The organism is Lawsonibacter sp. OA9, from assembly GCF_022440585.1.
This window is the reverse complement of record NZ_JAKNTI010000022.1, coordinates 2,579,256-2,602,315: the sequence shown is the minus strand read 5'-3', so window position 1 is coordinate 2,602,315 and position 23,060 is coordinate 2,579,256. Positions and strand designations below refer to the sequence as shown.

At 48.7% G+C, this 23,060-nt stretch carries 20 protein-coding genes; 13 read left to right on the top strand and 7 right to left on the bottom strand.

Features of this window, described 5'->3' with window-relative positions:
* The first annotated feature begins 10 nt into the window (after positions 1 to 10).
* From MCG44_RS13800 to MCG44_RS15190, 9 genes are all read left to right on the top strand, one after another.
* Entirely contained in the window at positions 11 to 1,501 is a 1,491-nt protein-coding gene (locus MCG44_RS13800) for a tripartite tricarboxylate transporter permease (RefSeq protein WP_240288786.1), read from the top strand.
* Positions 1,502 to 3,512: 2,011 nt separating this feature from the next.
* Positions 3,513 to 4,736, top strand: coding sequence for an ABC transporter substrate-binding protein (locus MCG44_RS13790; RefSeq protein ID WP_240288784.1), 1,224 nt, complete (start codon positions 3,513 to 3,515; stop codon positions 4,734 to 4,736).
* Between the two features lie 6 nt (positions 4,737 to 4,742).
* Entirely contained in the window at positions 4,743 to 5,822 is a 1,080-nt protein-coding gene (locus MCG44_RS13785) for a FecCD family ABC transporter permease (RefSeq protein WP_240288782.1), read from the top strand.
* On the top strand, positions 5,819 to 6,568 hold the full coding sequence (locus MCG44_RS13780) for an ABC transporter ATP-binding protein (protein ID WP_240288780.1): 750 nt from the start codon (positions 5,819 to 5,821) through the stop codon (positions 6,566 to 6,568). The genes MCG44_RS13785 and MCG44_RS13780 overlap by 4 nt, the downstream gene beginning before the upstream one ends.
* A 9-nt stretch (positions 6,569 to 6,577) precedes the next feature.
* Entirely contained in the window at positions 6,578 to 7,114 is a 537-nt protein-coding gene (locus MCG44_RS13775) for an FmdE family protein (RefSeq protein ID WP_240288778.1), read from the top strand.
* 142 nt (positions 7,115 to 7,256) lie between these two features.
* The gene (gene larE / locus MCG44_RS13770) at positions 7,257 to 8,003 is read left to right on the top strand and encodes an ATP-dependent sacrificial sulfur transferase LarE (RefSeq protein WP_240288776.1); all 747 of its coding nucleotides are present in this window, start codon (positions 7,257 to 7,259) and stop codon (positions 8,001 to 8,003) included.
* Positions 8,000 to 8,761 (top strand): nickel pincer cofactor biosynthesis protein LarB, encoded by a 762-nt coding sequence (gene larB, locus MCG44_RS13765; protein WP_240288774.1) that lies wholly within the window; start codon positions 8,000 to 8,002, stop codon positions 8,759 to 8,761. The genes larE and larB overlap by 4 nt, the downstream gene beginning before the upstream one ends.
* Before the next feature lie 3 nt (positions 8,762 to 8,764).
* Entirely contained in the window at positions 8,765 to 9,940 is a 1,176-nt protein-coding gene (gene larC / locus MCG44_RS13760) for a nickel pincer cofactor biosynthesis protein LarC (protein WP_240288773.1), read from the top strand.
* Positions 9,941 to 11,185: 1,245 nt separating this feature from the next.
* Positions 11,186 to 11,308 (top strand): IS3 family transposase, encoded by a 123-nt coding sequence (locus MCG44_RS15190; RefSeq protein ID WP_374740504.1) that lies wholly within the window; start codon positions 11,186 to 11,188, stop codon positions 11,306 to 11,308.
* Positions 11,309 to 11,451: 143 nt separating this feature from the next.
* Here the strand turns inward: MCG44_RS15190 and MCG44_RS13755 are convergent, their stop codons facing one another.
* The 7 genes from MCG44_RS13755 to MCG44_RS13725 all read right to left on the bottom strand — a co-directional run bounded on the left by MCG44_RS13755 (position 11,452) and on the right by MCG44_RS13725 (position 19,594).
* Positions 11,452 to 12,546 (bottom strand): homoserine dehydrogenase, encoded by a 1,095-nt coding sequence (locus MCG44_RS13755; protein WP_240288771.1) that lies wholly within the window; start codon positions 12,544 to 12,546, stop codon positions 11,452 to 11,454.
* Between the two features lie 312 nt (positions 12,547 to 12,858).
* Positions 12,859 to 14,046 carry a M20 metallopeptidase family protein gene (locus MCG44_RS13750; RefSeq protein WP_240288769.1) on the bottom strand — a complete coding sequence of 396 codons (1,188 nt, stop codon included), beginning with the start codon at positions 14,044 to 14,046 and terminating at the stop codon, positions 12,859 to 12,861.
* The gene (locus MCG44_RS13745) at positions 14,046 to 15,323 is read right to left on the bottom strand and encodes a serine dehydratase subunit alpha family protein (protein WP_240288767.1); all 1,278 of its coding nucleotides are present in this window, start codon (positions 15,321 to 15,323) and stop codon (positions 14,046 to 14,048) included. Before MCG44_RS13745 ends, MCG44_RS13750 begins: the two co-directional genes overlap by 1 nt.
* Positions 15,324 to 15,335: 12 nt before the next feature.
* A complete protein-coding gene (locus MCG44_RS13740; RefSeq protein WP_240288766.1) occupies positions 15,336 to 15,644 on the bottom strand; it encodes a 2Fe-2S iron-sulfur cluster-binding protein in 309 nt (102 codons plus the stop codon).
* Entirely contained in the window at positions 15,641 to 17,458 is a 1,818-nt protein-coding gene (locus MCG44_RS13735) for an FAD-binding protein (RefSeq protein ID WP_240288764.1), read from the bottom strand. Before MCG44_RS13735 ends, MCG44_RS13740 begins: the two co-directional genes overlap by 4 nt.
* A gap of 17 nt (positions 17,459 to 17,475) precedes the next feature.
* The gene (locus MCG44_RS13730) at positions 17,476 to 18,168 is read right to left on the bottom strand and encodes an L-2-amino-thiazoline-4-carboxylic acid hydrolase (RefSeq protein ID WP_240288762.1); all 693 of its coding nucleotides are present in this window, start codon (positions 18,166 to 18,168) and stop codon (positions 17,476 to 17,478) included.
* A 58-nt stretch (positions 18,169 to 18,226) separates the two neighbouring features.
* Positions 18,227 to 19,594 carry a Na+/H+ antiporter NhaC family protein gene (locus MCG44_RS13725; protein WP_240288761.1) on the bottom strand — a complete coding sequence of 456 codons (1,368 nt, stop codon included), beginning with the start codon at positions 19,592 to 19,594 and terminating at the stop codon, positions 18,227 to 18,229.
* A gap of 167 nt (positions 19,595 to 19,761) precedes the next feature.
* Here MCG44_RS13725 and MCG44_RS13720 point away from each other — a divergent pair, with 167 nt between their 5' ends.
* The 4 genes from MCG44_RS13720 to MCG44_RS13705 all read left to right on the top strand — a co-directional run bounded on the left by MCG44_RS13720 (position 19,762) and on the right by MCG44_RS13705 (position 22,974).
* Positions 19,762 to 20,700 (top strand): LysR family transcriptional regulator, encoded by a 939-nt coding sequence (locus tag MCG44_RS13720; RefSeq protein WP_240288759.1) that lies wholly within the window; start codon positions 19,762 to 19,764, stop codon positions 20,698 to 20,700.
* Between the two features lie 66 nt (positions 20,701 to 20,766).
* Positions 20,767 to 20,964: a hypothetical protein gene (locus MCG44_RS13715; RefSeq protein ID WP_240288757.1), complete on the top strand. Its 198-nt coding sequence runs from the start codon at positions 20,767 to 20,769 to the stop codon at positions 20,962 to 20,964.
* 59 nt (positions 20,965 to 21,023) lie between these two features.
* A complete protein-coding gene (locus MCG44_RS13710) occupies positions 21,024 to 21,419 on the top strand; it encodes an acetyl-CoA hydrolase/transferase C-terminal domain-containing protein (RefSeq protein ID WP_240288754.1) in 396 nt (131 codons plus the stop codon).
* Between the two features lie 523 nt (positions 21,420 to 21,942).
* Complete coding sequence (locus tag MCG44_RS13705; protein WP_240288752.1) at positions 21,943 to 22,974, top strand: TAXI family TRAP transporter solute-binding subunit; 1,032 nt, start codon at positions 21,943 to 21,945, stop codon at positions 22,972 to 22,974.
* Positions 22,975 to 23,060 lie beyond the last annotated feature (86 nt).

Below are 23,060 nucleotides of genomic sequence, written 5' to 3'. Positions count from 1 at the left end.
GAGGACCACTATGCTTGCAGAGGTTATTTCCACAGTATTTTCCCCCATGGCCCTGCTTATCAACCTGTTGGGCGTGGTATTGGGAATTATCTTCGGGGCCATGCCCGGACTAAACGGCGTGGTGGGTGTGGCACTGTTGCTCCCACTGACCTATGGGCTGTCTCCTTCTCTTGGGCTTATCATGCTCAGCGGCCTGTATATGGGGGCTACCTACGGTGGTTCGATTTCCGCCATCCTGCTCAACTGCCCCGGGACAGGAGAGGCTGCCTGCACCGCCCTGAACGGTAGTCCCCTGGCCCGCCAGGGCCGGGCCAAGGAGGCTCTGAGCTATTCCGTGCTGGCCAGTGGATTTGGCGGTGTGTTCGGCGTAGTTATCATGATGCTGTTCACACCCTTCCTTTCCCAGGCGGCACTCAAATTTGGCCCGCCGGAGTTATTTCTAGTCTGTCTAGGAGGCCTGGCCGTGGTGGGGAGCCTGATGGGCAAGAGTTTCAGCAAAGGCTTTATTTCTGTGGCCATCGGCCTAGTGCTGTCCATTGTGGGAATGGACGCAGTCAGTGCCAACTACCGATTTACTTTCGACAACGTCAATCTTCAGGCCGGCTTCGATCTCATTCCTGTAAGTGTGGGCCTATTTGCCATCGCGGAGATGCTCAACCTGATCTGCAATCAGGGAGACAACTCCGTCATCAGTGGGAAAAACCATCCTTTCCCGGTGCTGGAGGGTATCCGGGGTGTGGCCAAACGGTGGAAGCTACTGATCAAGTCCTCAATTATTGGTACGATAATTGGAATTCTGCCTGGTACTGGAGGAGCAATTGCCTCCTTTATCTCCTATGGAGAGGCAAAACGCACTTCCAAGGAAGCCAGTCAGTTTGGCAAAGGAGCAATAGACGGAATTGTAGCCCCTGAAAGTGCCAATAACGCCGCTGTGGGCGGATCCTTTGTCCCGTTGCTGGCCTTGGGTATTCCGGGTTCGGCCACTTCGGCCATCATTTTTGGGGCATTAACTGTGCATGGGATGATTCCTGGTCCCAAGTTGTTCAGCGAGCACGCCGATGTTGTCTACTCTCTGATGCTGGGTTTGCTTGTCAGCACTATTCTCATGGTGGTGATTGGCCTGCTGGCTACCCCCGCGTTCAGCAAGGTGCTGAGTGTGGACATCAAGCTAATTATTCCAGCTGTGCTGGCCTTCTCCATTTTCGGCGCATACAGTGCACGCAACAGCCTGTTTGACGTTCTGGTGGCGGTGGTATTTGGCCTTATCGGCTTGGTGTTCAAGCGGTTCCAGATCCCTATTGCGCCTGCGGTACTGGGTATGATCCTAGGGTCCATGGCGGAAAAAAATCTGCGTCGGTCTTTGACCATTGCAGCTGCCAAGAACAGTAACATTGTGTCCTACATTCTGTTCCGCCCCATTTCTCTGGTCATTCTGATTTTGCTGATTCTTCTGGTTTACGGCAATTTCAAAACGGCATTGCGTAAAAAAAATGAGGAATAAAAAATTATCTGAGAAAAAGCCGAGCAGGCCCCGTCGCAAAATCGTTTTGCGGCGGGGCCTGTAGCGGTTTCAGGGGCGGGATAAGTTGAGATGGCGGAACAACATGGGTGACGAAGCGGAACATCCTCTTGCCCTACTTTCATTACATAGGCTTATTTTCCTGTTTCTTGCATTAGGTGTGATAAGGAATTTCCTTTTTGGCCTAAATGATTAGAAGTACTGTTTTCTGGACGTCTCTGGCCTGACATCAAAACAGATGGATTCTCTGGAGACTATTATCAATAATTATCGTGGACTTTAAGCACCGTAATGATTAAACTACCTTTGATGTATTGTTATGGGGAAACATGATATGGGCATTGAATCTCGACTCAAGGATTTGGGGGAGGAGTGCGATTTGACTTAGGAGCAAGTGGCCGAACTTCTGAGAACAACGAAACAGTATTACTAAAAATATGAAGTTTTAGCTCGTTTATTTCCTATAGAACAGATAGGAATATTGTCGGCTTTATTACAAACCAACTGATTATCATTTATGCCGGACATCTGTAAAAAACTCTATCTGAATATCTGAAGAATTAGACTGTTAAAATACGGGAAATTAGACAGCTGATATTAACAAAGGATAGTGAGAGGGCGCAGTTTGAAAAATAAAAGTCAAATGCGAATCCTGTATCTGCTGCAATTTCTGTATCAAAGCACGAATGAGCTCTGTTCCATATTGTCGGCGGCTATTCTGCATTGTTGGGAGGTCCATGGGATCTGCTCAGATCGAAAGCAGGCTTATAAGAATATCGCCTCGCTGCAAGATCTCACACAGATATTATTTGCATCAAAAGCACGCCGAATCGATGCTTCATTGGCCCCTGCCGTATGGGGAATTTTTTTTCGTGCATCAATTCATAGTCACTGGACGGCGCGAAGCCCAAAGCCTTTGACACTATATCAGAGTGGAGGAGCAGCGGCAGTTTATCGTAGCTTTTATAAATAGACGATTTCATTTCAACACTCCTTTTCATTGGGACAGAACAGTTCGACAATTCTTAGACTGGATTGCCGATGCGGGACTTGGTTCATTTGTTAATAGCAGATTAGATCGCAGAACGCCCGCAGGATGCCTCCCACATACTCCAGTAGCTTGTCCATAATGGGCATTTGGTTAGCGTGGTCACCTTGTCGTCATACTGTAGAGAGATCATTTTCTGCTCTCTGGCATTCAGCCTTTCAATGGCTCCATGAGATCTTCAAATCGGAGGTTCCGGAGCACGGCATCCTCCACGGATCGCCTGACACAGTCCAAGCCGGGCCACACCGTTTCAAACTCGTTTTTACCCAGATGCCCCACGTCCTGCTTCTTCTGTGCTTGTTCCTATTTACGATCCTGCTCCGGGAACTCTGCTACCTCCTTTGGCACCGATAATTGCTCACCGTTGTATTTGATCACGACATAGTGGTTCATTTGTGTCTCTTCTACTCTCAACGAAGAGATACACACCTGCTCTGCCGGGACAGCGCCAAAAACTGTAGACCTTCATGGAAGTTTCCTGTATATAGGAGTGGTGGTGCGCTACGAGGTCCAGGAATGTCTGAGGCCACACATAGGTGTGAACCTCACCAGGTAGCTGTGAGATTAGGCTTTCGCCTAACTGTAAGGTAACGAAACTTAGTGGCCTTGCCAATTATATAGAGGGGTACGAGCCAACACATATCTGTAGATTGGGGGGGCTGGCGCAATATCAAAGAAGGAATTCTCATTATTTTTAGCAGCTTTTTGATTAAATAGGCGGTCAAAGAAATCGGTGGATTTTTAAAGGACGAGTCTTGACAAAAAGAAAAGGGTCATGTATGATAGGTAAAAATAACTTGTGTGAAGCAAGTTGAGGAGGCTGAAGCGCTCCAATTGCTGGCGTATCTGATAAGCTGCTGAAATGTATGCTAAGAGGCATATGACTTCTCTGAAGGGAGGTTGTATGCCTCTTTTTATTTTTGGCAAGATGCAGATGGATTCAACTTGAAAGGATTTGAAATTACCATGAAAAAGTTTCCTGTACTGCTGTGGGCGTTGATAATGGCATTTAGTCTTGTGGCCTGTGGCAACTCTGACGGTCCTGAAAATAGCATCGATCAAGATCAGACACCAGATACCAACGGTACTGAGCAGCCAGAGGCCCGCACAGTTGTTGATGTGTGGAACCGTGAAGTGGAAATTCCCTATGAAGTAGATTCCATTATTTGTCTTGGCTCCATGGCTCCCCGCTTTGCTGCCTATTTAGATGTAGTAGACATGATGGTGGGTGCCGAGGATAGCGACATCAATGGGATGACAGCTCGTTATGATTACAGCCCTGTTTATCATGAGCAACTGAAAGGACTTCCCTCTGTCGGTTCTGGTGGCGGCAGTGGAGAAAATAATGGTTACGCTGAACAAATCATTCAGGTTCAGCCGGATGTCATCATTGCTGGATTCAACGAAGATGCCGCTGAGGAACTGCAAAACCAGACTGGTATCCCGGTTGTTTGTGTTCGCTATCGAACCCAGTATTTTATTGATGAGGGCTTCTATCGTGCTATGCGTGTGTTTGCCGAGGTCGTTGGCGCTGAGGATCGGTGTGAAGAAGTGCTGGCCTATGTTGATGCCTGTAAAGACGATTTGAATGACCGCACCAAAGATATTCCTGACACGGAAAAGCTGAAAGCCTATACAGGAGCAGTTACATTCAATGGGCGCCACGGGTTCCCCTTTACTTATGTCAATTTCCCGCCGTTCCTGGCTGTGAATGCGAATAATGTGGCGGATAGCTACATAGAAGAGGTCATTGGCGAGGCGACAGATACCGCACAGGAGTCCGGAAAGGCATATCTGGGACAAAATGGCTTTGAGGTGGACTGGGAGCAGATTATTGAATGGGATCCTGATATCGTATTCCTTGATCCTGGCAATATGGATCTTGTAAATGACGAGTATGCCACCAACCCAGGTGTGTTTGAATCCTTGCGTGCCATTCAGGAAGGCCAGGTCTATACCATGCCTTCCACCAATGCGGCAGGTCCTAATATTTCTTATATTCTGGTCAACTCTTATTTTGCTGGTAGCATCCTGTATCCCGAGCAATTTGCTGACATTGATTTTGAGGAAAAGGCCGGTGAGATTTTGGAGTTCATGCTGGGTGACAACACCTTTGAGCAGATGAAGGCCGGCGGTCTGTATTACGGAAAGATTGAGATTGGAGCGTAATTCCCAATGATAAAGCATCAGCCAAATGATATGGTGAAATATCAGCAATATATCAGGCGGAAATGGCTGGTGCTGCTGGTAATGGTAATTTTGGCAGTGATTGCCAGCCTTGCTTCTTTGATGGCAGGTTCCGCTGGATTGACCTTGAAGGAAGTCGTTCTCGCTGTGTTCGGGAACGGAACAAGGCAAACATCCACCATTGTCTGGAACGTGCGAATGCCAAGGATTGCCGCAGCACTTGTAGTGGGTATGGCACTTGCTATGTGTGGGTGCATCATGCAAAATGTGTTACGCAATCCGTTGGCGTCCGCATCTACATTGGGGGTATCTCAAGGAGCATCCTTTGGCGCTGCGGTGTCGATTATCTATCTGGGAGCCGGAACGCAGGTCAATACTGGCAGCGGTTCTGTTGCCTCTCTTACTATTACCAATCCGGCAATGGTGACATTTTGCGCCTTTTTGGGTGGAGTAGCAACAACGGCAGTGATTCTGGCGTTGTCCCGGCTACGAGGTGTCACACCATCTGTTATGGTACTGGCAGGTGTTGCAATCAGCTCCATGTTCAGCGGTGGAACGACATTAGTACAATATTTTGCGGATGATGTGATGGTGGCCACAGTAGTCCACTGGACTTTTGGCAACTTGGGACGCGCTGGCTGGGGTGAGATTACCTTAATCGCAGAGCTCAGTTTGGTTGCATTCTTGTTTTTCTACTACCATCGCTGGAGCTATAACGCCATGGAGAGCGGGACCCATACGGCGAAAAGTCTGGGTGTGCCTGTGGACTTTCTTATTCCCACCAGCATGGTCATGTGTGCGCTGATTTCCTCAGTTTCTGTGGCGTTTGTGGGATGTATCAACTTTATCGGTTTGATTGCCTCACACATCATGCGGCGCTTTGTAGGAAATGATTTTCGGTTTTTGATCCCCTGCACGGCACTGTGCGGTGCAGTGCTTATGCTGGCCTCGGATATTGCCTGCCGGATGTTGGTCCCGCCTGTAGTGCTGCCCATCGGCGCATTGACTTCTTTTCTTGGGGCACCTCTTTTCCTGTGGCTGATCATGCGGAGAGGGAGTGTAAAATGATCGAAATAAAAAACATTTCCTTTTCTTATGGAAAAAGTCAAATTTTGCGGGATGTGAATTTTGCGGCTCAGGACAGTGAATGTGTAGGGATTTTGGGCAATAATGGAGCAGGTAAGAGTACGTTGATTACCTGTATTAATCGCATCCGCATACCTGAAGCTGGTGAGGTCCTCATTGATGGGAAATCTGTCCAGAGCATGAGTCGGAACGAGATGGCCCGAACCATTGCGTATGTAGCACAGAAAAATGAAATAACGCAGGCTACGGTGTTTGACTGTGTGTTATTGGGAAGAAAACCATATATCAAGTGGGGAGTTAGCCAAGAGGATCTGGATTTGTGCGCGGCCATGATCCAACGGGTTGGGTTGGAAGAATTTCAGGTGAGGCAGATGGACGAACTTTCAGGTGGAGAACTGCAAAAGGTCATGTTGGCGCGTGCCTTGGTGCAGCAACCAAAAGTGCTATTGTTGGATGAACCAACCAGCAATCTTGATCCAAGAAATCAATACGAAATGATGGCATTGGTGCGGCAAATTGCGAAGGAACAAAGAATCACGGTGCTGATTGTCATTCATGACTTGAATCTGGCGTTGCGCTATTGTGACCGTTTTTACTTTTTGAAAAATGGCGTGGGTTACCGCTATGGTGGAATAGAAACAGTAGAAGAGTCAGCCATTGAGGAGGTTTACGGGATCTCCGCGCAAGTCATGGAAGTTGATGGACGAAAATTTGTCATGATTGGATAGGAGAAAAAGATGGAGATAGATAAAAAGGCCTTGTGGGAAAAATGTGCAGCGTTCCATGGTCATGCGTGCCCAGGCCTGACGATTGGATATAGGGCAGCTTTGTATGCCATCGAGTTACTGGGAATTGAGTTTTCAAAGGACGAGCAGGTGGCATGTATCACAGAAAACGATGCCTGTGGTGTGGATGCGATCCAGGTTATTTTGGGCTGTAGTGTGGGTAAAGGAAATTTGTTATTCCATATGACCGGAAAACAGGCATTTTCTTTCTATAACCGAGCCAATGGGACATCTGTCAGGCTGGTTTTGAAAAATAAGACTGCTTCTATGAGCCGAGAAGAAACGTTTCGTTATTACCACGATTGCAACAACGATGAAATGTTTGATGCAAAACAGGTTAGAATTGATTTGCCGGAACGCGCGCGTATTTTTGATTCTTACATTTGTGAGTGCTGTGGTGAATCTGCCGCTGCCAACTGGATTCGGATTCAAGAGGGCAGGAAGCTTTGCATAGATTGTTACCAAAGTTATGACCGTTTCCGTGTATAATTTGAGAGTGGATTTTGGGGAAAGGCCGATGCTCATAATTTGGTTCGGCATACCTTTACTGGTTAATATGAAAGTGTTTGACGGAAAAGATACTTTCATCTATTATGATCTCTGTAAAATCAAAGTGTGACAGGTGTAAATTATGACCTTGCAGGAATTCTTTGCTGAAAATCCAAAAGTTGCGTTAGCTTTTTCAGGCGGGGTAGATTCTTCGTATTTGCTGTATGCCGCAACCAACTGCCGTGCCAAGGTCAGGGCCTACTATGTAAAGTCGGTATTTCAGCCCAGGTTTGAACTGGATGACGCTAGGCGGCTTGCGTCGGAATTAGGGGCGGATATGAAGATGCTGGATGTGGATGTCTTGAACGATCCACAGATTACAACTAATTCCGCCGACCGGTGCTATTACTGCAAATATTCTATTTTCAATGCCATTATCAAGGCGGCGGCAGAGGATGGATTTTCTGTACTGATAGACGGGACCAACGCCTCTGATGATGCGGGAGATCGTCCCGGAATGCGCGCGCTGGGGGAGCTTTCGGTTCGCTCCCCTCTGCGGGAATGTGGGTTAACAAAGGCGGAGGTGCGGCGACTCTCCAAAAAGGCGGGGCTTTTCACCTGGGACAAGTCGGCCTATGCCTGCCTCGCCACCCGAATCCCTACCGGCGTGGAGATTACGGAGGAAATGCTGCAAAGGACTGAAACGGCGGAGGACTTCCTGTTTTCACAGGGGTTTGCGGATTTTCGGGTGAGAATGATTGGAACTGCCGCTCGGCTACAACTGCCTGAGGCACAACTGCCGCTTTTGTTGGAAAAGCGGCAGGCAATCTTCTCCGAATTAAAAAAGAGTTACAGTGCTGTGCTGCTAGATCTGGAGGTACGGGAATGAACAACGAAATTAAACGTGTACTGGAATCCGTACAGACCGGAGAACTGTCAGTGGATGATGCTTTGCTGAAAATTAAAGCTGAACCCTTTGAGGACATCGGGTTTGCAAAGGTGGATTTGCACCGCAAGATCCGTCAGGGAGTGGCGGAGGTTATCTACGGCGCAGGTAAAACACCGCAACAGATCATCGGAATTCTGGATGTGATGAAGAAAAATCGGCAAGACACCATCCTTATTACCCGTATGTCGCCGGAGGCCGCTGCCGCCGTTGGACAGGCTCATGAGTTGGACTATCACGCTGATGCCAGAGTAGGGATCGTCGGTCAGCTACCGGAGCCTACCGGTATCGGAAGAATTGTGATTGCTACCGGAGGAACCAGTGACATTCCCATAGCAGAGGAAGCTGCCTTGACTGTACAGATCTTGGGCAATGAGGTTGTGCGATTGTACGATGTGGGCGTTGCTGGGCTTCACCGTACTCTGAGGTACTTGGACGACATTATGAGCGCCAGCGTGATTGTGGCCATAGCAGGCATGGAGGGAGCCCTTGCCAGTGTCATCGGCGGTCTTGCGGACTGCCCGGTTATTGCTGTGCCCACCAGTGTGGGCTATGGGGCGTCTTTCAACGGCTTGTCTGCCCTGTTGTCTATGCTGAATTCTTGCGCCAGCGGCGTTTCTGTCGTGAATATCGATAATGGTTTTGGAGCTGGTTATCTGGCCAGCATGATTAACCATATGGATGCAAAAAAGGAGAATTAACATATGAAGACGCTGTACTTGGATTGCGGCATGGGTGCTGCGGGTGATATGCTGGCGGCAGCCCTGCTGGAGTTGATTCCGGAGCGTGATGGCTTTGTCAGTTGGATGAACTCATTTGGCCTGCCCGATGTAGCAATTACACAAGAGACATCTGTCAAGTGCGGAATTGCCGGCACCCATTTTTCTGTGAAGGTTCATGGAGAAGAAGAAAGCCATGACCATCATGACCACGAGCATCATCACCACAGTGGTATAGACGATATTTCCCACATTGTCTATGATCATCTTCCCATTCCGCAGAAGGTCAAGGAGGATATCATGGCTGTTTATGAACTGATTGCTGAGGCAGAGAGCCATTCTCATGGAGTACCTGTGAGTGCGATCCACTTCCATGAAGTTGGGACGATGGATGCTATCACCGATATTACTGCGGTTTGCTTGCTGATGAATGAGATCGCACCCGATGAGGTGATTGTTTCTCCTGTCCATGTGGGAAGCGGTACGGTGTGGTGTGCCCATGGTGTTCTGCCGGTACCGGCTCCCGCAACCACCTTCATTCTCAAAGATGTTCCCATCTACGGCGGAAGCATTCAGGGCGAACTCTGTACGCCCACAGGAGCTGCGTTGCTGAAGCACTTTGCGACGAGATTTGGTGAGATGCCGGTGATGAAGTTGCAGGCCATTGGATATGGCATGGGAAAGAAAAATTTTGAGGCCGCTAACTGTATTCGGGCCATGCTGGGCGAGAGAGAGGGAAAAACGGATGCCGTTCTGGAACTATCCTGTAACGTGGATGACATGACGGCAGAACAGATCGGCTTTGCTATGGAACGACTGTTTGACGGTGGTGCGTTGGAGGTTTATACTATCCCTATCGGCATGAAAAAATCTCGTCCTGGCGCACTGATTAGGGTCATGTGCCGTGAACAGGACAAAGGGAAATTGGTTCGTTGGATGTTTAAATACACAACGACGATTGGCGTGCGGGAAACGAAAACGCAACGATATATTCTGGATCGTGATGTGACAATGATGGACACTCCTTATGGAACCATTCGCCTCAAAAACTCCCGTGGGTATGGTGTGAGCCGTTCGAAGTATGAGTACGAAGATTTGGCGCGCATTGCCAGAGAACAAGACGTGTGCATTGAGGATGTTATTGTTGCAGTGGATAAATGAAGTCCGCTTTTTGAACATTTTTATCGAAAAATGGACTTGTCATTTTCAGAAAGCCTTGCGTATTGAGTCTTTCAACTCCTGTATGATTGCCGAGACTTGTTTGACACTGACCCGTACCCCCATTTTGTGTTAAAACCGTTTTGATCTCCTCGATACTAAATCGATGCTGATTGTCATCAAAAATCTGCTTTGCTTTCAGTATTGGCTCTTGCTGCTCCTTCTCTCGCTTGCTCCGGCCTGCACGATGGAAAATATATTTCTAGATATTTCAAACGTTCTTTAAAGCAAAAGATGGTCCTCATGGTACGGTATATACAGAGCGCCAGAACAAAATCCCAGTATATAATTTGAGCCTGCACTTTTATAAAAAGTTACCGGCTTGGATGTAAAAGACTTTGTCCTTCTGGTTTCCCTTGGTGCTTTCAACGACACACTGATGAACGAAGCAGTGTACAAGTTCAAGCGATATGGGGATTCAAGCCTTGAATACAATAGATTGCGAAAGCACGATGCCGCAGAGAATGTCAGCCTGTTCTATAACATTATCAGTCGAGCGGATTATGAGAGTATGGAGGTACAGCAGTAGTCCTCGATGGAAATTGCTCTTGCTAAGAAACAAAGCCTACCCTTGTTGTCAAGAAGCCGATAAAGCCTAAAATTTTATATTCCTACATCTTAAAATGGGCACTTTGTGTGTTGTCCGTATAGCTGGGGCAGTTCATGCTTGATGTGGCGTGTTTCGATTACCACAAATTAGCTTCAGGAAGTTGAGCAGCAAAACTGCGGAGAACGGGCAAGTAGCAGATAAGATTGAAAGGAGCCATACAGGAAGCTAGGATAAAGGCTGCCGGAGACTGATAACGATCTGCGCCATAATGATGGTATCTAGGGTAACGACAAGAGGGGGCTGAGGATTTGCCGGGCCGCCATTTTATGCTGAAAGGCCCAGCGAGAAATGGATCGCTGATGCGATGGAGCTCAAATGAGTGCATTGAGGTACATAAGCTTTATCTGAGTGCTATTCTAAATCTCTGAGACCGTCGTGCTCTTTTCTGGGCGCTGGGTGAGCGCAACGATGATTCACTCATATTCAAGACATTTGACAGGGCTGTTAAGGATACTCCGGATGCACATCTCAATACACAAGCCAAGTGTTCCACCAGAAATTTGTATAGTCGGAAACGGTACAAAGCATGTCTCGTATGGCCCGCTGTATTGACAATGGCCCAAGGCTTTTAGGGCTTTCTGAAGAAGCGGGAGCGCTATGACGGAAGACAATTCACCAGTAAGATGGAACTTGCGCCAATTGTAGTGAATTACATCTGTTATTACAACACCAGGAGAATTCAGCCAGCCCGGGCGTGTTGACACCGGTAGAGGGACATGAGTTGTTCCTTGGTGCATAAAAAGTGGCCAGCAGCCTACAGGCTGCTGGCCGGGGGAATTTTACATTTTTCACTGTCCTCTTGACGGAAAGAAGCTCACTTGGTGCGGACCCAATCAATTCTTTTTTATTCGTTTAGGCAAGCCATGAAGGCCCTCGGTTCGGCTTTTTGGATCTGCCTTATTTGATCAAACGCTTCTCCAACACATATCGGCTCGGTGATAAACTGTTTTCCTTGCGTACGGAAATAAAACCGTTTCATTTCATTGCTGTTATCTATCAGACAGGGGTGGGGGGCAATGACGTGATAGAATGGATCGCAGCCCGCCTGAATGTCCAGACAGTCTGCCAATACACTGCTGCCAGTAGGATAAACACCCGCACTGGTCCCTGCACCGGAAAAGCCAAACTTGCCAATGCGCTCACCATAAAATGCCACATTGCTGTAAATTTCCGGTGCTGTTATGCCAAAAAGGGTGGGAATGACAAAAGCGGAAACTCCACTTGACACCTTTTTTGCACGGGTGAACAGCTTACAGATCCACCCATGTTCACGAAAGAACGTGATATCTTCCGCGGAAATCGTTGAAATGCCAAAACAGGGGATGTCATCTTCACGTAACGAAACACCAAAGGCTAGATTTGCAGACAGCACAAGCTTACGTCGTGGATCCAGGGCCTCTACGTCATCCGTCGGATCTTTTTCCGCAAAACCAATATCCTGTGCGCCTTTCAACGCAGTCATATAATCCGATCCATGGTTAGTCATTTCGTTTAAAATGTAGTTGGTCGTACCATTCAGTATTCCCGCAATCTCGACAATATTGTCCATGCGCGCCCCGCGAGAGATAGAACTCAGCCACGGGATTCCTCCTGCTGCCGCTGCTGTACAGCGCAATTTGACATCATTTTTATGCGCCAGCGAAACCAGCTCGTCATAGTATACCACCATCAAGTGCTTATTGGCCGTCACTACATTCTTACCGGCACGCAACGCACGGCACACATAGTCGTGAGAAGGATTCAGTCCGCCCAACACTTCGATAACCGTATCGATACTTGAATCATTTTCGATTTGTGCAAAGTCTGCCGTGATCTCGCATGTCAATTCGGGGCGGGGGTGGCGGGAGAGGACCCTTGTTACAGCCATATCGGTTCGGTTACAGGCAAGGCTGTAGAATGCCTTCCCAACATTACCAAAGCCAAGCAACGCGATATTCATATGTATGACCATTCCTTTCTGCTGTACTTCAAGGCACCAAAGGGACATGAGACCCGCTTCACCTATATGGCGCAGGGCGATATAATTTGGTCAAGAGTGCCTGCCTCCCAGTATTGGGCATTGGATTCACCATCGATTTTATATCTGATATGCTGGTGTTGTGGTAAATGCCTTGTCCCATTCTTTAATCGAGATGGCACAGTGTGCAAAAATAGTCCAGATTCTCTGAACTTGATTTTTGCACGCTTTTTCTGCTCCTCCTTTATTTACAGCTTGTTGAGGATGCACAACCTTGATGTTCCTACTCCTGTTTCATTTGAGATAGTCCAAAGCGAACTGCGTCAAGGTCTCAACACCGGGGCAAAGTGCCTCTGATGGGAAAATGCATTGTGCGACATGAAGTCCCAGGCCGCTTTGTGGTAAGCTTGCAAGATGGGTCCCCAACAGATACTGTGCGCCGTGGTTTTTGCAGGCCTCCAACATGCAGGAGAAATCATCGGAACCCATAGACGGTGTCAAGTCCTGCACTACGCAGTCTGCACCGAGTACTTTTCTCGAGGATTCCGCCAACTGTGTGCAGATGTCCTCCGCATTTTCGAGCGGCGGCATCCCCTTCTCCACGACCACTTCGCACTGTGCCCCCATCGACTGACAAAAAGAATGACAGAGCGTTCGGATCTCTTCCAACCGTTTTAAGCGGAACGCATTGTCCATACAGCGCATTGTTCCTCGCAAGAGCACTTCATCGGGAATAATGTTTGGTGCACTTCCGCCATGGAATTCGCCAAACGTGAGCACAAGGGGATGGGTTGCTTTATTACGGCGGCTCACAATGGTCTGCAACTGCATCAGCAGGCCAGCGGCAGTCACAATGGGGTCAATACAATCATCCGGATGTGCCCCGTGCCCACCCTTACCGATCACACGGATCGTGATTACATCACAACTTGCGTTTGCCACGCCGCTGAACAGACCAATTTTGCCAAGAGGTAATGCCGGGGCGCAATGAAATCCCACCAATGCATCGGGAGATTCATCCTGAAAAATTCCTTTGGAAAGCATCGTGCTCGCTCCGTCGAAGGTTTCTTCCGCACATTGGAAAACAAACAGTACTGTCCCTTGTAGAGCCTCGCGCTGCTGTGCAAGTTGTTTCGCGCAGCCCAAAAGAGCGGCGGCGTGGATATCATGTCCGCAAGCATGGCTGACACCTGCGACCGTCGAAGCATACGGTAAACCGGTATCTTCTTGCAGCGGCAGTGCGTCAATGTCCTCCCGAATCGCAAGGATCTTGCCCGGTTTTGCGCCACGAAGACGGCCGACGACTCCTGTAGGCAAATCGAAGGGCAGTACCTCGACACCGTAAGCGCGCAGTCTTTCTTTAATCAACTGCGTCGTCATAACCTCACAATGCCCTAGTTCCGGCGCTGCATGCAGCTTTGCCCGCAATAAAGCAATCTCTTCGTACCATGCGGGATACTGAATACTCTGCTGCTCTCTCATTATTCCTCCGTCATCATACGCATGATTTCTTTGTCCGTTTCGTGCATCCCAACTCTTGCGAGCCGCCCAAACTGCCGGATGCTGTTATCAACACCCTTGACGACCAAACCTTCGCCGTCATAGAATTGTTTGCCGCTGTGGTACATTTCGTAACCCAAAATTCCCGCGTCAACTGCTACGGCAATTTTAGCCGCACAGGAGGATTTGGCCCCGTCGCAGACAATTCCGGACGTGATGGCAAGCGCATTGACCACCGTATGTGATATTGCGTTCAAATCTCCCCCCATCAAATAGGTGATTCCCGCGCCTGCGCCTGCGCCGGCACTTACAGCACCACAGTAGGCAGAAAGCCGCCCTATGCTACTTTTTTCATGGATTGTCGTCAAATTGGAGATTAACAGCGCACGGTAGAGCTTCTCGTCATCTACGCCTAGCGCCGCGGCATACTCGATAACTGGCAAAGATGCCGTTATACCCTGATTACCACTGCCGGAGTTAATAACCACCGGCAGCTCACAGCCGTTCATACGGGCGTCAGATCCTGCGGCGGCTCTGGCCCTTGCTCTTGTTTTGATATCTGTTCCGTAGGTGGCAAGTAAGGTTTTTCCGATGTTTACACCATAATTTCCGCGCAGGCCCTCATCCGAAATGGCGCTGTTCATCGCAATTTGTCTTGCCAGGATATCCTTAACGTCTTCGAGGTCGCAGCTTGTAGCAAAATCAAAGATCCCCGCCATGTTCAAAAAAGTATAGTCCGGTATATCCGTAGATACAACAGATGAAAGTGCTTTTTCGAAAAGAATTTCCCCATCTTTTTCGATCAGAACAATATTGCTGTGTTCCTGCGCAATACGGACACGAGCATAAGAGTTCTTTACAAAAACGGTTATAATAAAATCAAGTGCCTCTGTCGTTTCCAACGGCAAAAGCTTAAAATCAAGTGCATCGATATACTCCGGAAGCTTTTCCTTTACTCCGTTGCTGATATGCGCAATCACCTCGAGAACTGCGGCTTCGTCGCCGCCAAATGCGCCAATCGCTGCTGCGGCCTTGACCCCCTTTTGACCGTTTGTATTGGGAACCACAACGCTTTTGACATTTTTTATCATGTTTCCGCTGGCCTCAACCAGAATCCGTTCTGGGAGTGCTCCCAGAACAGATCTGGCCTTAGCCGCGCAATAGGCGATCGCAATTGGTTCTGTACAGCCCATAGCAGGAACCAGTTCCCGCGAGAGAATATCGACGTATGCCTGATAGGCAGGGTCGTTCTTTTTCATTGCGTTTATCCTTTAATTTTGAATGACAAGATCTTTTACGACAGCTTTCCTGGCCGGTTCGATCACAACGTCCTCCCCTGTTAGGACCATCTGGCAGGCAAGGCCGGCCTTTCCGTTGCATTTGACAGCGCAGCGGCCACAGATTCCATGGAGGCATGCACTGTGCGAAAAGAAGCTCAGGGTACCATCCATCGTTTCTGCGATCTGTTCCAATAGAGCCATGACCGTCATATGTTCTTCCGGATCGATCGTCACTTCATATTCTTTGAAATACGGCTCTTTGTCGACCGTCGGATCGTAACGAAAAATCTTTGCAATCATTTGGCGTCCTCCTGATTCTTCATTCCCAAATCCTCTGTCATAACGTAAGTCCCATAATCGATTCTCTCAGCCTTTTTCATGGGAATTTTCGTTACTACAGGCAGCACCGTAGACAGATTGTCGTTGTCGCACTTCTGCTCAGATACCAGACGAACCTGCCAATCCACATTGTCAATCAACGGGTAATCTTCACGCAAATGCACGCCGCGGCTTTCCTTACGCATCAGCGCCATCTTGGCCGACACTGTAGAGCAGGTCAGCAGATTACGTAACTGCAACGCTTCGAGAAGTTCCCGGTTATACAACAGTCCCTTTGCGGTAATGCTGATGTTATCCATTTCCTCCTTCAATGCTTCATAGTCGCTGACGCCCTTTGCTAAAGTCTGCTCGTTGCGCAGAAGCTTCAATGTAGCGTCAGAGATGCTCTGCAGTCGCTCTTTCGCCTGTTTGACCGTGATACCGCCTTTATTGCTGAGGATCTTCTCCAGCGTGCCGACAGCCTTTGCAACAGAAGCCTTTTCTGCTTCGACCAAAACTTCACCTGCGCTGCGCTGTGCGGCGACCTCACCGGCCTTATAGCCCTGAACTATCATTTCAACTACTGCATCCGCTACACGGTTTGCGCCGAAAGCGCCACAGCCGACTTCGCCTGCCGCGTACAGGCCAGGTACACCAGTCATCATGTTCTCATCGATATAGATACCGCCAACACTGTACTCGCCGCCAAAACCAACCTCTATACGGCGATGTTTCTTAATGTAGTCTCGGTAATTGATGATGCTCTCCCCGTGATAATATCCATGGGGATAAAAGCCTTCAAAGTGCTCCATAACCGCATCAAACATACGGTCAATTTCCTCGTCCGTAAAACGGTGGAAATCGAAATAAAAACCGTCGTTCTTCGTGCCGCGGCCTTCGTTGAGGACTTTGCCATAGTAGTACATGTCCAGAACTTTGGCCATTTCGCTCACAGATTCCATCTCACGAACCTTTTTGGGAATGTCAATTAGCTTGCCAGAGGCATCGACCGCATCATAGTCAAACGCTGCACGGAAGGTGCAAAGTGCAGGCAGGATGGAACCCCTATACTCCTTCGGCTCAATCGCCGTGACCATGAACAAAATGAATTCCATATCGGCGAGCTTTGCTCCAGCCCGATAAGCCATCGCTTGCCCGTCACCGGTGCTATCCGTATTGGAACTTTTGAGCGTGTACGGTTGGAATCCGCCTGTGCCAAGGATCGTCGCCTTCGCTTCAAACTGGATCAACTCGCCGTTGTAAAGATCCATACCGAGCGCACCGGTCACCTTGTCCCCGCTTTTGAGCAGATCGGTCACTGAGACATCATTATAGATCGTAATGTTTTCACATTTCTTAATACCGTTTATCAATGCACGGCCAAAGCTGCGCCCGGTTACGTCCCAGTTGCCGGGAGGATAGAAGTCAAAGCGCTCACCGAGCTCCTCGCCCCACTGCTTGACTTCGTAAACAATGCGCGGGCTGTCGTCAACAAACTGCTGAACTATCTTTTGGTTGCTCAAATTGAATCCGTCGTTTACGATAGACTCAAACATAACTTCACGGGTAAAGGACGGATCTGCTCCGGGAATTTTGTAATCGTAGTAGGCGCTCTCTCCATCCATTCCGTAGGAGCCGCCGATCATGATGGTATTGCCGCTATTGCCGACTTTTCCTTTGCTTACCATCACGACCTTGGCGCCGTTTCGGGATGCGGCGACCGCGGCGGTGCAAGCTGCACCGCCGCCGCCAATTACTAAAACGTCTGTAACGACTTTCTTAGCAATTTTCAGCATTTATTTTCCCCTTCCTCTTAGATCACATCAAAGTCGGTATCGTAGTAGCTGACGAGAACGTTTGCCATATCTTCTCCATACGTCGCTGCAAAGCGAGAGAGAACTTCGGTCGCGGTGACCTGACCTTCAGCTCCAAAAATCGCAATCGTGATGGAACTGAATGTCTTGTAAACATGACCACAATGGAAATCGAATGTCCGCAAATACTCTGCATGCTTTTGGAACTTTGCGCCTTCGGGGAAGTTTGCTCCCCGGAGGATTTGAATACAGCTGCCATGCTCATGCATGGACTGCGGTACATCGAAGACAAGATCCGGGTTAAATCCGCGGCATACCGAGTTGTCAACATAAGTACAATAGGTCGTTCCACATTTGGTAAGCCCCATCTCTTTGAATTGTGCTGCCCAGGGGCACTGGGTTACACGTTCGTCAAAATCAGGGGAATAGGATACAACATACCCTTGGTTATCACAACCCTCATCCTTTACGGTCTGCGTATTGACCCATTCGCCGTATTCTCGATAGGTTGCAAAATCCAGCTTTCGTCCATCCCGTATGGCACGTTGTGCCATACGAGCACCGCGCTGTTCAGCGTAGCGCTGCGTCGCATGGACGAATGCCGCTTCCCCTCTTTGTGCGAAACGTTCTGTCAGAAGTGAGTAGAACGAACCGACAATAAATGCGTGATGTTTTTCAGTAAATTCTCTCATTAGAACTCCTCTTTCTGATCTATTGCACATTGTTATGCCAATTAATGTTCCATTCCGCTTACTGTGCATCGAGTTCGGGATAGAACTCCTGACCTTCGATCTCTTCCTTTGTCTTCATCAGATCGAAGTGGATGGTGAGGAGCATGATGATGCCCAGTGCATACAGATAAAAGGCATACTTCATCATGCTGAACGGATTGGTCAGGCCACCAAATGCCATGATCGCAAGAACGTTCATACCAATCGGGGATAGGCCCGGCATAATGCAAGCAAAGATATCTAGGATAGACGCGAAGCGTTTGGGCGCAATTTTGAACTTTTTGGCCAGGGGTTTGAGCATTTCGCAGGAAATGATGATGGTGATGCAGTTGTTGCCGATGCTGATGTTTACCAGGCTGATCATCACTGCCATGAAGTACTGCGCACCCTTACGGGTCTTGATGTTACTGGTAGCTCTCGACAGCAGCCAGTCGATACCGCCCATGTCCTGCACACGGCCAACGATACCCTTGAGGGTGAAGGCCATCAGGCAGATGGTGTACATGCCGCTGATACCAGAACTCATGTTAGTGCACATATCAAAAAAGTTCATGCCACCGGTCACAAAGCCGACTGTAGCAGAGAAAACAAGGCCGAGACCAAGAACATAGATAACGTTCAGACCGCAGAAAGCCATGACAAGAACAGCCAGATACGGGAGAATCTTAATAATCTCAATTTCACTGGAGGTGCCGGCAACCGTATTGCCAACACCGAAGATCGCATACATAACCGTTGCAAAAATTGCTGCCGGTGCCGCGATAGCAAAGTTCATCCTAAATTTGTCCTTCATTTCGCAGCCGGCACCCTGTGTAGCAGCGATGGTCGTATCGGAGATAAAGGACAGGTTGTCGCCGAACATGGCGCCGCCAAGAACCGCGCAAAGGACCAACGTCATATCATAGCCGCCCGCTTCAACAAAGCCAACCGCGATAGGACCAACTGCGCTGATGGTACCAAAGCTTGTGCCCATTGAAATGGAAATCAGGCAGGAGATCAAAAATAGGCCGGGAACGATGAAGCGCTCAGGCAGGATCGACATACCAGCGTTAACGACAGCATCCACACCACCCATGGCCTTGCTTACCGAGGAAAACATACCTGCCATAAGGAAAATCAAGCACTGCTGGATCAAGGTAGGGCTCGCCGCATGTCTCATGAAGCTTTCCGTTTTCTGCTCGAATTTACCAGATCCCATCAGAAGCGCCGCAGCGATACCGAACATCAGAGCCGCTTCACGCGGAACAAAGCTGAAGGGGCTGCTCTCGCCCCTAAAGTAGAAAAAGAGGCCGCATCCGAGATATGGGACTAAAAATGCGAGCATGGGAATAAACGCCAATCCACCATAGTTCTTTTTTGTCAGAACATTTTCGCTCTTGCCAACCATTAAATTAAACTCCTCCTTTTTTTAAATTTTACAACTCAGAATTGCGATTAAAGTCCAGAGCGCAAGTTGATTATACCACTTGATTTTTTAAAAAAGATAGTTCATAGTATATATATCTGTTATCGTAATTACAGATAACAGATATGTTATCGATCCAGGAGGAACATATGACACTCAATCAATTAAAATACATAGTAGAGGCTGCGAAGGCAGGGTCCATTAATCGTGCTGCCGCGAATCTCTTTGTCTCCCAAAGCGTATTATCAACATCCATCAAAAATTTTGAAACCGAAATTGGCCGTACGATTTTCAACCGTACACCAAACGGCGTATCGCTCACTCCTTTCGGCATTACATTCGTTTCCTATGTGTCCTCTATCCAATCGCAGCTGCAGCAATTGGACTATCTGATCTATCACAGCACACCAAAGATCGAATTTTCTCTTTCAATCGCCAGCACAGGCTATTATTTTCTGGATCTGATCTGTGCAGATATCTATAAGAAATACAAAGCCATGGGGATCCGCATTGAGGAGTATGAAAATTCCATCAACGGCATCGCCGATATGGTCGTCGACTCTGTGGCCGAGATCGGCGTTACGCATCTATGGACTTGCTATAAACCGGGATATCTCAAGCAGCTCAGTTCCCGTGGATTGCTTTATTATCCCATTGCAGAACTTGATGTTGCGATCACGATCGGCGAAAAGAATCCCCTTTTTTACAGCAAGGAGGATACGATAGCCGCGTCGGATCTAAAAGATTTTCCCGCCATCAAATATGTCTACCTGGATTCCGGTCCCTATTCGGATATTTATAACCGCCTGCACCTGCCCGATGCCGGCAGCTACTTTGTCGTCTCTTCCCGCTCAATCCTCTACCAAACGCTACACAGCAGTGACGCATATTATCTCAATTCCGCTTACCCTCATAACATTACGCAAGCAGAAGCTTACACCCCTTATTCCAGCTTTCGGACTTTACGTTTAAAGGATTGTAATATTCGTTCCGAGATCGCCTGGATAAAAAAAGACAACCGTCCCCTCTCCCCGCTGGCAGACGAAGTAATCAAACGCATCATTCAAAACTTTTCTTCGGCTATATGAAAATAATATATCTATTATTGCTTTTTAGGATAACTAAAATAGTATTTTTGGAGACTGAAAATAGAGATGCTCTCTCAACGCAGCTATCGGGAGCCCAGTGGAGCGGACCTTGAGATCGCCAAGCTGGTGGTGAAGGAAATCCCCGATGGAGCGGTGCTGCCCCAGGGGTGGGGAGCGTGCCCTTTACTGTGGTCAAGCTGCCAGCTTGGTCAGATCGGAAGGACCTGGGCTGCCACACAGGAACGATCAGCGACGCCTTTTTAGAGCTGTGGAAGGCAGGTAAACTGACCAATGCAAGAAAAGAGGTGGAGCGTATCGGCCGGATGAGTAATGTGATCAGTATCGATGGCGGAGTAGAACTGGATCTTATGGGACAAGAAAATGCAGAATCTGCTGGCACCCGTCGGCTCTCAGGCATTGGAGGACAGATGGACTTCTTAGAGGGAGCCTGCCGCTCCAGAGGAGGAAAAGGTTTTATCTGCTTGAATGCTGTTCATAGATACAAAGACGGAACACTAAAATCGAATATTGTCCCATACTTTTTCAGTGGAAGCGCTGTTTCTGTTCCCCGGACGATGGTCCAATATGTAGCAACCGAGTATGGGATAGCGAGGATATCTGGACAAACGCTTCGAGAGAGGGCAGAGGCTATGATCGCAATAGCCCATCCTGATTTTCGGGACAGCTTGGCGCAATACGCTCAAGAGCACTTCCAGTAGAGAGCGTGGAGAGGAGAAGCCTTTATAAAAAAGTGCCGGATGGGGACAGTGCTTCCCTATCCGGCGCGCCTCTACAGCGATAAAATATTTAAAAAGTGGTTGAATTGCTGACTGTGAAAGGTGTTCTGTATCCCGATTGTTACGGAAATTTTAGAGTTCTGCCTCCTCACTTTTACTACTTTACTACCTGCTTCACCGAGCGCATATCAAACACAGCGGAATTTGAAATGAAAAAGTTGGAGCAAAAGTAGGCTAAATTACAAAAGTTTAAGAAAAATCCAGAAAATTGTAATATCTCACAAATGTTTCGCGAAATAAAGAAGAGATATTGCGCAGAAAGATGAGCCGTGATATAATACACTCACCCAATGAGGGAAAAAATGGAAAGCAAATCCCCCGGGGGATTTGCTGTGTACGGTCGTACACAGCAAATCCCCCGGGGGATTTGCTGTGTACGGTCGTACACAGCAAATGGTTTGAGAACCAATGAAATGGTTCAATATCGAAGAAAGGGAGCGAAAAAATGAAAAGAACAAAACAAGCGATCGGGATTTTGCTGTCTGCGGCGATGATGCTGGCTATGCTGGCTGGCTGCGGCGGAAAGCCCAGCACCTCTCAGGGCGGCAGGGACAACAGTAGTGGTGCCGCAAGCGGTTCGAACAGCCCCTCCCGTGGAAATGTGATGATGACTTTTGGAACTGGTGATACTGGCGGTTCCCTATATCCGGCTGGCGCGGCGCTCTCACAGTTATGGACCAACAGCGTTCAGGGTGTGAAGTGCAATACCCAAACCTCTACTGGATCCTTCCAAAACGTTCAGGATGTGGCCAGCGGCGAAGTGGATGTAGCCGTGGCTACCGCCGACGTGGTGCTGAATGGTTACAATGGAGTCGAACCCTTTACATCCGCACTGGAGAATGTCCGGGTTATCGGCGCGGTTTACACCTCTGTTTCCAGTGGCGTAGCGCTGAAGGAGTCCGGTCTGGAGTATGTCCATGATCTGCTGGGCAAGCGTGTTGCTGTTGGCCCCGCCGCTTCCGCTACTGAGAACTCCTGCTTGGATGCCTTCGAGGTTATGGGCATCAGCGCCGAGAATACCAGCCTGGAGAACCTTGGGCTGGGTGATGGTGCCGATTCTGTGGGCGACGGCATCATTGATGCGGCCTTTGGCTTTGCTGGGCTGCCCATTGGCGGACAGCTCAACTTGGCTGCCACTAAGGACATTGTGGTCCTGAACTATACCCAGGAAGAGATCGACGACATTCTGGCTGGAAACGAGGCATACATTCAGTCCACCATTCCTGCGGGCACCTACACTGGTCAGGACTATGATACCTTGACTTTCGGTGTGAAGTGCCTGGTCATCGTGAGCGCGGATTTGGACGAGAGCCTGGTCTATGATATGTGCAAGACCATGAACGAGAACTCTGCCGATTTGGCGGCCGGCAACGCTATCCTCAGCGAAATGACCGATCCCTCCTTCCTGTGTACCAACATGCCTATTCCCCTGCACCCAGGCGCTGAGAAGTATTATGCCGAGCAGGGCCTGATTTGAGCGCCCTGAGCTACAAGGTTTGGTAGTTTCAATATCAATGCGCTAGCGGCCGGAACTGAGGAGCCCTCGGCTCCGGCCTCTCTTTA